The sequence below is a fragment of the Sphingopyxis sp. GW821-FHT12C06 genome (assembly GCF_058807415.1).
In genome coordinates, this window is record NZ_JBXAQR010000007.1 from 181,042 (window position 1) to 194,054 (window position 13,013).

The 13,013-nt window shown below is 57.7% G+C and carries 14 protein-coding genes, 1 pseudogene and 1 riboswitch; of the genes and pseudogenes, 10 read left to right on the plus strand and 5 right to left on the minus strand.

From position 1 onward, the window contains the following. Positions 1 to 25: 25 nt before the first annotated feature. Positions 26 to 340, minus strand: a complete 315-nt coding sequence (locus tag AC1RRJ_RS20085; RefSeq protein ID WP_493126011.1) for a hypothetical protein — start codon at positions 338 to 340, stop codon at positions 26 to 28. Positions 341 to 685: 345 nt separating this feature from the next. Next, positions 686 to 903: riboswitch (cobalamin riboswitch) on the plus strand. A 258-nt stretch (positions 904 to 1,161) separates the two neighbouring features. On the opposite strand from AC1RRJ_RS20085, the gene AC1RRJ_RS20090 reads away from it, so the two are divergent. The 6 genes and pseudogenes from AC1RRJ_RS20090 to AC1RRJ_RS20115 all read left to right on the plus strand — a co-directional run bounded on the left by AC1RRJ_RS20090 (position 1,162) and on the right by AC1RRJ_RS20115 (position 7,721). After that, positions 1,162 to 1,326, plus strand: a complete 165-nt coding sequence (locus AC1RRJ_RS20090; protein ID WP_493126013.1) for an RHS repeat domain-containing protein — start codon at positions 1,162 to 1,164, stop codon at positions 1,324 to 1,326. A gap of 61 nt (positions 1,327 to 1,387) precedes the next feature. After that, entirely contained in the window at positions 1,388 to 5,563 is a 4,176-nt protein-coding gene (locus tag AC1RRJ_RS20095; protein WP_493126015.1) for an RHS repeat domain-containing protein, read from the plus strand. An 85-nt stretch (positions 5,564 to 5,648) separates the two neighbouring features. After that, positions 5,649 to 6,407 (plus strand): HEAT repeat domain-containing protein, encoded by a 759-nt coding sequence (locus tag AC1RRJ_RS20100; protein WP_493126017.1) that lies wholly within the window; start codon positions 5,649 to 5,651, stop codon positions 6,405 to 6,407. Next, a pseudogene (locus tag AC1RRJ_RS20105) lies at positions 6,406 to 6,673 on the plus strand (integrase core domain-containing protein); the annotation flags it as partial. The gene AC1RRJ_RS20100 and the pseudogene AC1RRJ_RS20105, both read left to right, overlap by 2 nt. A 26-nt stretch (positions 6,674 to 6,699) precedes the next feature. Beyond that, the gene (locus AC1RRJ_RS20110; protein WP_493126019.1) at positions 6,700 to 6,885 is read left to right on the plus strand and encodes a transposase; all 186 of its coding nucleotides are present in this window, start codon (positions 6,700 to 6,702) and stop codon (positions 6,883 to 6,885) included. 416 nt (positions 6,886 to 7,301) lie between these two features. Beyond that, positions 7,302 to 7,721, plus strand: coding sequence for a Ros/MucR family transcriptional regulator (locus AC1RRJ_RS20115; protein WP_493126021.1), 420 nt, complete (start codon positions 7,302 to 7,304; stop codon positions 7,719 to 7,721). Positions 7,722 to 7,794: 73 nt separating this feature from the next. Here AC1RRJ_RS20115 and AC1RRJ_RS20120 read toward each other — a convergent pair whose 3' ends face one another. Both AC1RRJ_RS20120 and AC1RRJ_RS20125 read right to left on the minus strand, forming a co-directional pair. Then, on the minus strand, positions 7,795 to 8,112 hold the full coding sequence (locus AC1RRJ_RS20120; RefSeq protein ID WP_493126023.1) for a hypothetical protein: 318 nt from the start codon (positions 8,110 to 8,112) through the stop codon (positions 7,795 to 7,797). A 301-nt stretch (positions 8,113 to 8,413) separates the two neighbouring features. Continuing rightward, positions 8,414 to 9,436 (minus strand): hypothetical protein, encoded by a 1,023-nt coding sequence (locus AC1RRJ_RS20125; RefSeq protein ID WP_493126025.1) that lies wholly within the window; start codon positions 9,434 to 9,436, stop codon positions 8,414 to 8,416. Positions 9,437 to 10,143: 707 nt separating this feature from the next. Here AC1RRJ_RS20125 and AC1RRJ_RS20130 point away from each other — a divergent pair. From AC1RRJ_RS20130 to AC1RRJ_RS20145, 4 genes are all read left to right on the plus strand, one after another. Further along, positions 10,144 to 10,290 carry a hypothetical protein gene (locus AC1RRJ_RS20130; RefSeq protein ID WP_493126027.1) on the plus strand — a complete coding sequence of 49 codons (147 nt, stop codon included), beginning with the start codon at positions 10,144 to 10,146 and terminating at the stop codon, positions 10,288 to 10,290. Positions 10,291 to 10,396: 106 nt separating this feature from the next. Beyond that, a complete protein-coding gene (locus tag AC1RRJ_RS20135) occupies positions 10,397 to 11,296 on the plus strand; it encodes a hypothetical protein (RefSeq protein WP_493126029.1) in 900 nt (299 codons plus the stop codon). Continuing rightward, positions 11,296 to 11,475, plus strand: a complete 180-nt coding sequence (locus AC1RRJ_RS20140) for a hypothetical protein (protein WP_493126031.1) — start codon at positions 11,296 to 11,298, stop codon at positions 11,473 to 11,475. The genes AC1RRJ_RS20135 and AC1RRJ_RS20140 overlap by 1 nt, the downstream gene beginning before the upstream one ends. Positions 11,476 to 11,545: 70 nt before the next feature. Then, a complete protein-coding gene (locus AC1RRJ_RS20145) occupies positions 11,546 to 12,109 on the plus strand; it encodes a hypothetical protein (protein WP_493126033.1) in 564 nt (187 codons plus the stop codon). Between the two features lie 222 nt (positions 12,110 to 12,331). Here the strand turns inward: AC1RRJ_RS20145 and AC1RRJ_RS20150 are convergent, their stop codons facing one another. Both AC1RRJ_RS20150 and AC1RRJ_RS20155 read right to left on the minus strand, forming a co-directional pair. After that, a complete protein-coding gene (locus AC1RRJ_RS20150) occupies positions 12,332 to 12,553 on the minus strand; it encodes a helix-turn-helix transcriptional regulator (protein WP_493126035.1) in 222 nt (73 codons plus the stop codon). Between the two features lie 5 nt (positions 12,554 to 12,558). Next, on the minus strand, positions 12,559 to 12,972 hold the full coding sequence (locus tag AC1RRJ_RS20155) for a CopG family transcriptional regulator (protein ID WP_493126037.1): 414 nt from the start codon (positions 12,970 to 12,972) through the stop codon (positions 12,559 to 12,561). Between the last annotated feature and the right edge of the window lie 41 nt (positions 12,973 to 13,013).

A 13,013-nucleotide genomic window follows, 5' to 3' on the forward strand; every position in this document is an offset into this window, starting at 1 on the left:
AGCCCCATTTCGTTCGAGATCAGGGCTAAGGCGGAGGATTGGGAGAATTGGTGGCCTTCACGCGCGTACGGTTATCGGATTTGTCGTGCTCATATTCGACGGTGACATTGTTGTTCACCGTGCCCGTGCGCACGACCTTCGTTAGCCGGCCTTTAGCATCATAGCTGTAAGTGATGGTTTCAGCAGCCAAGGCCGAGCTTGCGATCAGCAAGACTGCTACAATACCGGGTAATACTCGAATACTTCCCATGCGCATGCCCCTGCCGCAGAGATAACAAGAATCGAGACCCAATATTTTCTTATTTGTGAAGGAGGTATCGGCGCAGAGGAATTCCGTCAATAGTATAAGTTAGTGATCGCTATCGCGTAAAGGGTATGCCCTGCTCCAACTGTCGGCCCATCTTCTCGACAAGCAGCTAACGGGTCGAGCTCGGGCCGTGGCTACGCCAGTTGAGTTATAGCATCTGCGCCTCCGCTTTCCCGGGGGCACCGATGTTATAACTCGCTAGAGATAGCGATTTGAAGGGTAATGCGGACTTGAGACATGTCTTATCTGTCTTACTCAGGCGTGAGGGAGGATTCGGGCAGATTCCACTGTCATCACCAACTTGCATGGGCACAGCTAATGTACTTGAAACGTGGAAGTTTTTGAACTACTCAACCTTCGCTGATCATCCTTCGGGGTGATTAGTCTGATCGCGCTGGTTCCCCGAGAGGGGATTAAAGGGGAATGCGGTACGGATGTTCTGTCATCCAAATCCGCGGCTGTCCCTGCAACTGTGAGCGGTGAGCAAGATGTGCGTGGGGTGCATTGCATCCCGGCCACTGGGCGAAAGCTTGGGAAGGCTGCACATCGAGCGTCGACCCGCAAGCCAGGAGACCTGCCGGCGTCTGGTCGCTCTTGCTTTGGTCCAGGGGATGGCCGGAGCACGGATAGTCCGTCTGAGCGACGAACGAGCGGCGGGGGCCGCATCGGTTCGCTTGACGGGCGCTCATGGCGCACGCCCGCTCATGCGCACTGACCGTTCGAGAGAACGGCACGCCTCCACCGAAAAGTTCAGCGCTCGGGGGCAGATAGCAATGAAATGTAAGAATGCTTCGTCCGCGGTGATAGCCAAGGCTAGCCTCGCGACACTGGCGCTAATATGCGCCTCCAATGTTATGGCGACAGAAACGATCACCTATACTTATGATGCCAACGGTCGCCTGACAAAAGTTGCTCGTGCGGGAACGGTCAACAGTAATGTTCAGACGACCTACGAGCACGACAAGGCGGGCAATCGGACAAAGGCAACAACAACCGGGTCTGCCAATTCGCCTCCCTGATTGAAGGCGTCAGTCAACCATTGAAATCCGTTCGATCGCCGTTTTGGCGAGGGGAGAAGTTATGCCTGTTTCCAAGTGCCGTATCGCCGCAACTCTGCTCACGAAATGCGCCGTGAGATCGTCCGTCAGTGCTCTTGCAATTGTGTCTTCCAGTGCCTTTGCCCAGGCTTTGCCTGACGTTGCCGCGTTGCCGCAATATTCGAACGTGGATGAGAATGGCGTCGACTTGGTGCTCGGCACTATACGGCTTTCGACCTTGGATTTGAGCATTGGCGCCGCCGACGGAACAGGGCTTGAGCGCCGCTCTGAAACGATCTCGGGCGGCGGCTTCTCCAGCTTCCGCAATCAAAATCAATACTATGGAGGCCTAAGCATCATCGGAAGCAAGGCTGCAATAACGATTGGTCAAAAGAGTGAGCATTTTTCCAAAATCGGTACAGTTTTCACATCTTTGCAGGGAAATGGATCGACGCTTACCTATAATGGCTCGACAAAAATCTACACTTATACGCAGAAATCTGGCCTGATTGTCACCCTCGACGCAAATCAATTCATCGACCTTCCGGGGGCGACTGCTACGCCTACTAGCGCCGCGACCGCCGTGAAATTCCAGTATCCTGACGGCCGTATCGTTAACGTCCACTATCTCAGGGACGAATATCGGATCGAGGCGTCCCTGCAGTCCGGCTTTGTCGGCCGCATTCAGTCGATCACAAACAACGCCGGCTATCAGCTCAAATTTTCCTATCCGAGCGATGATCTCGTTATCGATATGGTGGGCGCAGGTGACGGAAGCAGAATTCCTAACCCGCCCGCGTTGGCGCCCACAAAAGTCCAGGCCATCAACAATGCCGTCGACTATTGTGCGCCGATGGCGAACGCCTGCACCGGACTAACGCAGGCTTGGCCCGCAGTTTCATACGCCTACGGGGCGTATACGCAGACCACGACCGATACTCTGGGTCGCGCGACCCGATATACGTTCAACGCTGGCGGAAGACTGTCCGCGATCAAGAAGCCGTCTTCAACCGTCGACACGATCGCAATTGGCTACGACGCCAACGGCCGCGTTTCGAGCTATTCCAACGGCATTGGAACTTGGGGCTATAATTTTGCACTTTCCGGTGCGACGATGACCGCGACGGTCACCGATCCGCTTAGTCATCAGCGTGTCGTCATCTCCAACATCAACGTCGGACGCCCAACCTCCGACAAGGATGCGCTCAATCGCACGACCTCATTCCAATATGACGCAAATGGACGCATCACACGGATAACTCGCCCCGAAGGAAACTATACCAGTTACGCCTATGATGCGCGCGGGAATGTGATCACGACGACACAGGTATCCAAGACGCCAGGAACGCCGGCGGATATCGTAACCACCGCAGGCTATGATGCGACCTGCTCCAATCCAAGGACATGCAATCAACCGAATTGGACCAGGGACGCTCGCGGTAACCAGACCGACTATACCTATGATGCGACGCGTGGCGGAATATTGACCGTCACGTCGCCGGCATCTGCGGCGGGCGCAGCGCGCGCGCAGACTCGCTATGGCTACACGGCGTTGCAAGCTTACTACAAGAATGCGGCCGGAACGATCGTCGCCTCTGGAGCGCCAATCTCACGTTTGACAGGGCTTTCTTCATGCCAGACGGGCACGAGTTGCGTGGGCGCGACCGATGAAGTTAAGATGGCCATTGCATATGGCACCGCGGGCGTCGCCAACAACCTGTTGCCGACGGCTCACTCAACAGGAGCTGGCGATGGTTCGCTGACGGCGACCATTGGGCTAGGTTATGACCATATCGGCAATACGATCACCGTGGATGGCCCGTTGGCGGGCACAGGGGATGCGACGCGCTATCGCTACGACGCGGGCCGCCAACTCGTCGGCGTTGCCTCACCCGATCCGGATGGAGCGGGCTCGGCCATTCATCGGGCCGAACGTTATGGCTATAATCTCGATGGCCAAGTCACATCAGTTGAAACCGGCACGGTCACGAACCAAGGCGACCCGGCCTGGGCAGCCTTCTCCACTGCCGAGACGCTCGTCACTACCTATGACGTAGCAGGCCGCAAGACGAGAGACACTCTTTCTGCGGGCTCCACCGTCCATGCCGTGACGCAATATAGCTACGACAATGCCAACCGCCTGGACTGCACTGCGGTGCGAATGAACAGCGCGACCTTCGGAGCGTTACCGGCATCCGCTTGCACAGCTGCAACCGCAGGAAGCGCCGGCCCCGATCGGATAACCAAGAATGAGTATAACAATGCCGATCAGCTCATCACGGTCACCAACGCTTATGGTGTCAGCGGTCAGCAGCGGAACGAGGTGACGATCACCTACACGAGCAACGGGAAGCAGGCGAGCGTCAAGGATGGCGAGAATAATCTCACGACATACATCTATGACGGTCACGACCGGGCTCTGAGGACCGAATATCCTTCGACGACAAAGGGGGCGGGCGCCAGCAATGCCGGTGACTATGAGCAGCTTGGCTACGATCCCAACGGGAATGTGACAAGCCGCCGCCTGCGCGATGGCACGAGCATCGGCTATGGCTATGATAACCTCAACCGGCTGATCAGTAAGGACCTGCCGGGGAGTGAGCCCGATGCTACATATAGCTATGACCTGCTGGGACGAATGACGGCGGCGAACCAAGGCGGCAACTCGCTCGGCTTCGGATATGATGCACTCGGCCGCAATTTGACCCAGTCGAGTTGGTCCGGAACATTGTCCGCCTCTTATGATGCAGGCGGACGACGCACCTCTCTCACATACCCCGGCGGTGGATTGACGGTTGGCTATTCCTATGACGCCACGGGTGCGATGACCGAGATCAGGGAGAATCCGGCGATCAGCAACGCTTTGCTTGCATCCTTTGGATATGACAATCTGGGCCGCCGTACGAGCCTGACGCGCGGAAATGGCACGGTGACGAGCTACACCCATGACCCGGTATCACGGCTTTCCTCGATGGCGCAGGATCTGGCTGGTAGCGCACAAGATCTGACCCTCGGCTTCAGCTACAATCCGGCAAGCCAGATCGCATCGACCACACGCAGCAACGACAGCTATGCATGGACGCAACATTATAACGTCGACCGTAGCTACACGTCCAATGGGCTCAACCAGTATAGCGCGGCGGGCAGCACGAGCATCGGCTACGATGCCCGGGGCAATCTGACCAGTTCGGGTAGCAGCAGCTATTCTTACTCATCCGAGAATCAATTGCTGACGGCTCCGGGTGGAGCGACCCTGGCCTATGATCCGCTCGGCAGGCTCTACTTTGCCGGAATTTCGGCACCATGGACCTATCTCGGCTATGATGGAGAGCGCCAGGTCGCCGAATATGACAGCTGGGGCGGCGCCTTGCGGCGTTACGTCCACGGACCGGGCGTCGACGAGCCCCTGGTCTGGTACGAAGGTGCCGGCACGAGCGACAAGCGCTGGCTCCATGCCGACGAGCGTGGAAGTATTGTTGCAATCAGCAACAGCGCCGGCACGACGATCAGCGTCAACAGCTATGACGAATATGGCATTCCTGCGACAGGCAACGCCGGACGCTTTGGATACACCGGACAGGCTTGGATTCCCGAACTTGGGATGTGGTATTACAAGGTGCGCATCTATTCGCCGACGCTCGGACGGTTCATGCAGACTGATCCCATCGGCTATGCCGACGGGATGAGCCTTTATGCCTATGTCGGTGGCGACCCCATAAATAACGTCGATCCCAGTGGATTGCAGGCCCTGCCTCAGGAATGTCAGGGCAGCTCATGGGAGCACTACTGTGACGATATCGTCGTAAATGGACAACATCCAGATTATGTCACCATAGACCCCAGCTATCCACTGCCAACATATCCGCCGGAAGGCGGCATAGTCGTGGATGGGGATTTAGGTGATGATAGTGACTGCACAGATCCGCAGTCCTGCATCGTCGTTGTCGGCCGTCAAGGGAAGGGCGGGCCGCAAACGGAGTTTCAGAATTGGACAAAAGAACAACTTCAAGCAGAGCTGAAGAAGGCCAAGGCCGCCGGAAACACGCAGAGGGTAAAGAAAATTATCATGCAAATGAAATATAAGGGTTGGCATGGTGGCCCACGAGTTCCTCTTGGCCCGATGAGAGGATTTGGCCCTCTTTTTATATTCCCAAATATAATTCATCAATTCGAGCAGCACATGTGTAGCTACGACCCAAACTGCCGCTTGATCGCATGAATATTAAGTTAATTTCTCGATCTATGTCATTGAACCGCGATAATAGTTTCTTTGGAATATCCTTGATTCTATGGAGCATAGTTAAATGCCTGACCTCCAAAAAGACCCGCGATCAACACGCGAGTTGTTTCATACCGCGCTGGAATCTGATGATGATGATGCGGCGTGGGATGCTATCAGCGCACTTCATTGGCGCGGGACCAAAGAGATTTTGGAACAATGCCGGACTCTTTCCCAGTCCAAAGATGCCAAGGCACGGGCGCGAGCCGCCGACATACTCGGACAGCTTGGTATTCCTGATCGGACCTTTCCCGATCAAAGCTTCGACACTTTGCTTCACCTCCTTTCAGATGAGGATCCCAAAGTAGTATTTGCGGCAATTATGGGCATTCAGCACCAGAACCGCGTCCGGGCAGCGCCTCATGTTCTTCCCTACGCGACCCATCAGGATGAAAATATACGATATGCTGTAGCGGCAGCTCTCGGCGGCGTTGAAAATCAGGATGTCACCGAGGCTTTGCTGCTGCTGATGAAAGACCGGGACGCCGAGGTACGCAATTGGGCGACTTTCGGCCTTGGGCAGCAAAGTGAGGCGGATTCGGAAGCGATACGGTCTGCACTGGTTGATCGGTTGAGGGATGAGGATTCTGACGTGCGCTACGAGGCTATCATCGGCTTGGGGCGTCGCCGTGATAGTCGCGCTCGCGGCTTCCTCGAAACCATTCTTCGCGCCGACCCCGAAGATATTTTTGCGCGCGACGCCGCGGCTAGATTGCTGGACATGAATGACAGTGAAAAGACCGCGACGATCGACCTTCTCAGTGCATTAGATAGATTTCAATGAGAATGGCTATCGCGAGAACTTTCACGGCTCACTTCGCGATGAGCTGAAGGGCGGCGAGATCTTCTACTGCTAGCCGAGGCCCAGATCCTGGTCGAGGCGTGGCGCTGCCATTGCAGCACGGTCCGACGGCACAGCTCGGTCGTTTACCCCAAGCTGTCCCATCGCCAGTGCCGCCCTCTGGTTCCGCTTGGCTTCGCCAACAGCCAATGAGGTGGCACGGTGAAAGTGGTCCAGAGGCAATGTTGGCATTTCCGGCGGATTGTCCTTGAGGAGATGCGCCGATGAAGAAGCAGTGTTTTCCACTGAGCAGATTGTGGAGGTTTTGAAGCAGGCTGAGATGGGCCTGCCGGTTAAGGACTTGATCCGCCAGATCGGTATAACCGAGCAGACGCTTTACCGCTGGAAGTGGCATATGGCAGGCTGGAATCGGGCCAGGTTCGCGAGCTCAAGCCGGTGGGTTAAGAGAATGCGCGGCTGAAGCGACTGGTCGCTGAGTTGAGCCTCGACAAAGCGGCGCTGCAGGATGCGCTGTAAAAAATTCCCGAGCCAGCACTCATGGAGAATGTTGTAGCTTATCTCGTGTCGTCGCTCGACTAAAGCGAGCGGCGGGCATGCCGAGGTAACGCGGCAACATTGATCGACGCAGCGCAAGCCGAGCACGCGAGATCCGCGAACCTTGGTCCGGCAATGGACGCACGAGATCGCCGCTACGCGAAACCTATCACGAAATCGCAGACGAACGCGACGTCGACGACAAGGGTGTCGAGGGCAATAGGTCGCGCGCGTTGGCCCGGTGCCGGAAGGCGTTCACTGCGCGATACGCTTGAAGCGACGACAACATGCGTGCATGTCGCGGCTCGATAGAAAGCCCTCGAAGCCTGTCGGAGACATGAAATGGAAGATCGGGAAATGCTCGTCACGCTGACCGCCCATATTGTCGCCGCGCATGTCAGTAACAACAGCGTCGCCATATCGGACATATCGCTGGTCATCCGTTCCGTACACGATGCACTGGCGGGCTTGAATGAAGCCGCCTCCGAGCCCGAGGTGAAGCAGGAACCGGCAGTGTCGATCCGTATGTCGGTCAAACCCGATTACATCGTCTGCCTTGAAGACGGAAAGAAGCTCAAGATGCTCCGCCGCCACCTGATGACGCATTTCGGCATGACGCCCGAGAACTATCGCGCGAAGTGGAACCTGCCGAAAGATTATCCGATGGTCGCGCCGAACTATGCCGAGAAGCGCCGCGCGCTCGCGAAAAAAATCGGGCTGGGTACCAAGGGGCGTGGCGGCGGGCGGCGCCCGAAGAAATAACCACGGGGAAAAGCTGCACGCGTCCGCCGACCTCGCCTACTCATGCTATGTCGGCAGCCTCCCAATTCAATTCCTATTTGAGAATTCGCCTTTCGAGTTTTTTCTCTGGCCAGGTACCAGTAACGCTCCAATGACGAATCCCGTAGCTCCCATCGTGCTTGTCCAACGCGCGACGGAACCAAATTTGCGACACCGCAAACAATGCGATCAACACGGCTAGCCCAACGTTGAAACCATCGAGCCGAGCCATCCCGGTGAGTTCGTGGCTGTCCAAAATTACATCGATCACCGAGAGGCCGACGGCAAGGACGGTGCCTGACATTACCCAGTAGGAATTTTCTTTTTCTTTGTTCTTCGCCTGCCATTCGTTGCGGCCGGTCAAGTCATTCATTGAAACTCTCCTTCGTATCACGCCAAACGGTGGAACTGACCAATTTCGACAAGACACCATAAAGGACTCGGCCCGTCGCGTGCGACAGATATGATCATCCACGACTTCACGTCATGCAAGGGAGCGCGGGTTAGCCCTGTTCCCGATCGATCGCCCCAAAGTCGGCAACGGAGAAGCTGCATCCTATGGTTCCCGAGGACACCAATGATGACAGATTTCGGCCGCTTGCGGCCAGGCCGGTTTCGGGCGAGAATCTCAAAAAGCGGACGTTCACGGCAAAATGCTTTAAGACGTCCGCGCCTCAGAGTAGGACCACCTTGCGTCGTTTCCCGCTTCCCGCGAGCTTGAACCGCCTGACGCCGAATTGCTGGGCGCGAATGCATCGCTTGAGGTCGGGCGCCAAATCGCCTTCGGGAAGCACCAGCACGCGCTGGACGTTGTCGCTCTGCCCCGCCGAATGGGTCACGAGCTGCCCGATGGCCGTGTAAATCGACTGGCGCGCGAGGCTCGTCTTGATCTCGTAGATTTCGGTCATCACCGCACCCGCGCGTACGTAGAGATCGATCAGCGGACTGTTCAATATCTTCTCGCCCTTTGCCTTGGTCGCTTCGCGTTCGAGCTTCAGCGCGTCGACGATGTCGCCATGATAGGAGATATAATCGATCTCCGCCCGGCGCCGCCCGCGACGGCGTCCCGAACTTTCGCGCCGATATTTGCGCCACTCCTCGATGCGCCGCTGCATCTGGGGCGTGTCGATCTCGCCCGCGTCGACCGCATCCTTGAACGCCCGCACCGTGCGCACGAATTGCTCGATCCGGTAAGGCAGATCGGCCGAATCGACGCGCCCCACCAGAATGGCGTCGCGCGGTCCACCCTTGCTGCGTTCGACCTCGACCAGTTCAAGGCCGGACCAGGCAAGGAAAGCGCTTTTCCCGACGCCTTCCTTGCCGCCGCCGACCCCGCCGTCGTGCATGAGATAGACAGCGCCCGTGCGCGCATCGCGCGCGACGAACCCCGCGATGCGCGCGCCATTGGACTCGAGCGGAATATTGATCTCGACGGTGATGACCTGCGACTGGTAGCCGTCGTTGAAGATGCCGAAGGCGTTCCAGCGGCGGGTGATCGCAGCCTCTTCGTCTTCGCTGAATGCGCAGAAGAGACGTCCGTCGCCGTCGGAATAGGTCTCCGCCATATGATGGCCGGTCCGGAAACCGATCTTGCGCTGTCCTTGCGACTCCAGCGCATTTTCCACCGAGCGCTGCATCGCCGCTTGCGCCTCCCGCTTCGCAGCTTCGTCCTCGATCTGGATCAGCAAGTCCGACATCGCCCCCTCCGCATTCCCGCTTCGCGATCTTCGCCGCGACAAGGGCTCAACCTATCAAGGCGGCGGCAGGCTTGCACTCCGATAATGCTGCGCCCGGCAAAGTCATCATGCCATAATGGATATGTTCGAGACGGGATCGACAGACCAACGGTAACGCTCATGGTGTCCGAAAGAAAAGGACACTGGATGCTTCCAATCGCAGCGGGATAAACCTTGGGAACAGCGAAAAGCGCTCATGATGGGCATGTTCGCGCCTCGACAAGAGAAGTGAACGCCACGAGCCAATCTCAGCCGGACAGACTTGACCGCTCGTCGCAGCCCCGCCGGACAGACCTGTCCGGCGGCAGCGTGATAGGGCCTGCCTCCTACAACGCACGAAGCGGAAAACCAGGCCGCAATGCCGTGGATTGGCGGTGGGGCAATCCGGTAGGAGGCCCGACAGCAGCCTATCGCGGCAAAGGATATCGGAAGGAGGGCGCACATGGCCGAAGGAACTTGGAAGGACGGGTTGATCGCCGAACCCGATTCACAATCACGATCGCAAAACGCGAGGCACGGGACCTGTGCGGCCATGTCATTGGACGCGATTCCGTCGATCCCGTCCGCTGGCGGACGGGATCCCGCCCGAAAAATTCGGCTATCTGACGGCGGTAACGCGCGCGCCGGTGACAAATGACATTGCGCCCAGATCAATTCAGGAGCTGCCCATGACCGAACTGCTGCTGATGTTGGGATGCCTCGCCATCCGCGAACTGGTGCGCTCGCTGCCCGCCATCATCTGGTCGGTGCGATGCAAGCCCGACAGCGCCCACTATAAGCTGCCCCCTCCCCCGACGTGGCGCCGACGGGCCTGAGCGATATGACCGACGCGATCCTATGCGTCACGGCAGAACGCAGCACAAAAGACCGATGGGCCTTTACAAAGGACCTATGGACCTGTATCGAGATTCGAGAGGCCCTATGCAATATCCCCAGATCGACTTCACCCGCCAACAGATCGCCGAGCGCATCGGCGCCAGCGACGACGTGATGAGCTTCTGGCTCAAAAGCAGGCTTTTGGTACCGTCGCGCGGCGGTGCCGGCAAAGGCCGCCATCGCAAGTTCGACATCTTTCAGGTCAACATCGCCGCAGTGCTCTTTGAGATGCGACGCTTCGGCGTTAACATCACCGTTCTCCGCGAGATGGCAACCCTCCTCCAACGCGGCACCGAGCTGGCGCTTGGAGCGGAGTGCAACTTCCTGGGCCTGTACGATGCGCTTACGGTGCATGCCGACCTCCAGCACTACCGCGCCGGGCGAGAGGTCGAGGTGCGGACACAGAGCTGGGACGAGCGCTTTGGCACGCGCGACGCGGTAAAAAAGCCGGACCGGCTCGCGACGTCGGAGCAGGACATCCTCGATGCGGTGCTCTTCGACGTCCACAATTTCCATGATGAAGCCTCAAGCATCACGGCGTTTGCAGCGCGTCTCAAGGAGGAGGACCGCCTCCCGCTCCAGCTGTTCATCGACCTCAACCAGAGCGCCTATCGATATGTCTACGACGGGCGTATCAGCACTTGGGGCAGTCGGGAATGGGTCGTGATCCCGCTCGAGAACGGCGGTCTCCACTTTGCTTTCGTACTGGGCCAAGATGCCATCCTGGGCAGCAATGAGGACAGGATCAGAAGCGGACTCTTCCTCGCGCCCGAGGCGATCTTCGCCCATGTCTGGGGCGAGAGCCTCCAGCCCATTCTCATTCACGAACTGCCGCCGTCCGACGTGCAGATCGTGCACCGGAAACGCCTGGCGCGCATTCGTGAGCTCCAGGCCGAAGGCCATAGTGCCGCCGCCATCAGGCGCATCATCGAGGAGTCCGATTAATGGATCCCGCTGCCCAGATCATCCTCGCTATCGGCGCCACCCTCCTCCTCGCCATGATGGGCAGTACGGCGGTGATCTGGTCGCTCCGGTGCGACCCGAAGCGCGCCCACTATCGCCTCCCGGCCCTTCTTGCGCTCGCGCTGCCTGCCGCCTCAATTATCCTTACAAAGGTAGGATGACGCCGACAGCATTCGCGGCGGCGCTGGCGGCAGCCAACGAAATACAAGCGAGATAAGAGAGGTAATTTCAGTGACTACGAAATGCATCGACCAAGATTTTCTATGCCAGGCGCCCGAATATGAAGAGTTTGACCGAGTGGCCAGAGCGGAACTGCATGCGCCGATGTCCGCTGCGGAGATAATCAACGAGAGCCTGTTCTGCACTGAATTGCCGATAGATCCCGAGCTCATAATGGGCGATGTCGACTACAAGATGTACCTGAAGGGCATAAAGGGGGAATCCGGCCTGTATCACCTGTGGATCGACCATGATGAGTGCGACGATCACCGCACAAACACCATGCTATGCGTCTATGTTGGCAAAGGCTTGGCGGACAAAAGGATTCCCATTCACATCAAGGAAAAATGGCCCGACGGGATCCGGATGTACGCAACCTTTACGAAGATCGAGAACCGCCTGTCGAAATATTATGAGCAACTCTTCTTGGACACCTATGATTTCCATCTGAACTCATATGAGAACGAAGGAGACAAACAGTTGTTCGCCGTGTGGGACGAAGAGGTCCATGCCATCGGAACGCATCTCAACGAAGTTTCCGCGCTGAGCAAAATCCAGAGTCTCGAGGATTTGTAACATGACCTTGGAGCGATGGGATCGCGTAACGAAACGCTGGCTCCTCTACCCTACGCTCCAGTTCCCTAGGCAGCGCCATAGCCCGATCACTCAAGAAGACCGAAAAACAACCGGCAGCTCTATCCTGTACGAAGTCATGATTTAAATGTCCGCTTCCAAGCCCTCAGGAATCTCTGCCGAATGACGAGGTTCGGGCGCAGAGCGGACGCATACATCGCTATGCTACCCGCCGAGCATAGCCTTCGCATAGATATTCGTAATCCAGGCGTTCACCTCGGACTCGCGCCAGGCCGCACATCGTTCGGATATCTTGACCTGCCTCGGAAAGGATCCGTCCGCGATCTTGCGATAGAGGGTTGCCCGGCTGAACCCCGTGCGGTCGAGCACTTTCCCGATCCTCAAGAAGCGTTCGGGCTCCGGGAGCCTCACAATATTATCGTCCATGACAGTCACTCCTTGCTGTGATCCGCGGCTCGTCCGCGGGGAGATAATTCGGCGACGCCGGCGCGGCGCTCGACGACATCGAGCAGGCGGGTAAATCGCTCACGCCCGAGCTTCGACGTTTCGGCATCGAACGGCGGTTGGTGGGCCACCAGCGTCAGCTGGTGCTGGATGAACACGCCGACCATCTCGGTCAGCGTCTCGATCTTCTGCTCGAGGCGATCATGGGCGCGCTGCACGCGGTCGATGCGGGCGCCGAACCGGCCCTCGATTTCCGAAGCACCAAGATGCTCGAGCCAGTCGCCAAAGGCCTGAGCGAGAACGGCCGATTTTGTTGTCCCCGGCCTTGCGCCAAGCGCTTCGAGCTTTTCACTGAGTTTCCGGCTCAGATATAGCTGGTGACGGACCTTTTCGCGGCGCATGTCTCTCTCCATTGCCTGGTGTCGCAATGAAGGCAGGATGG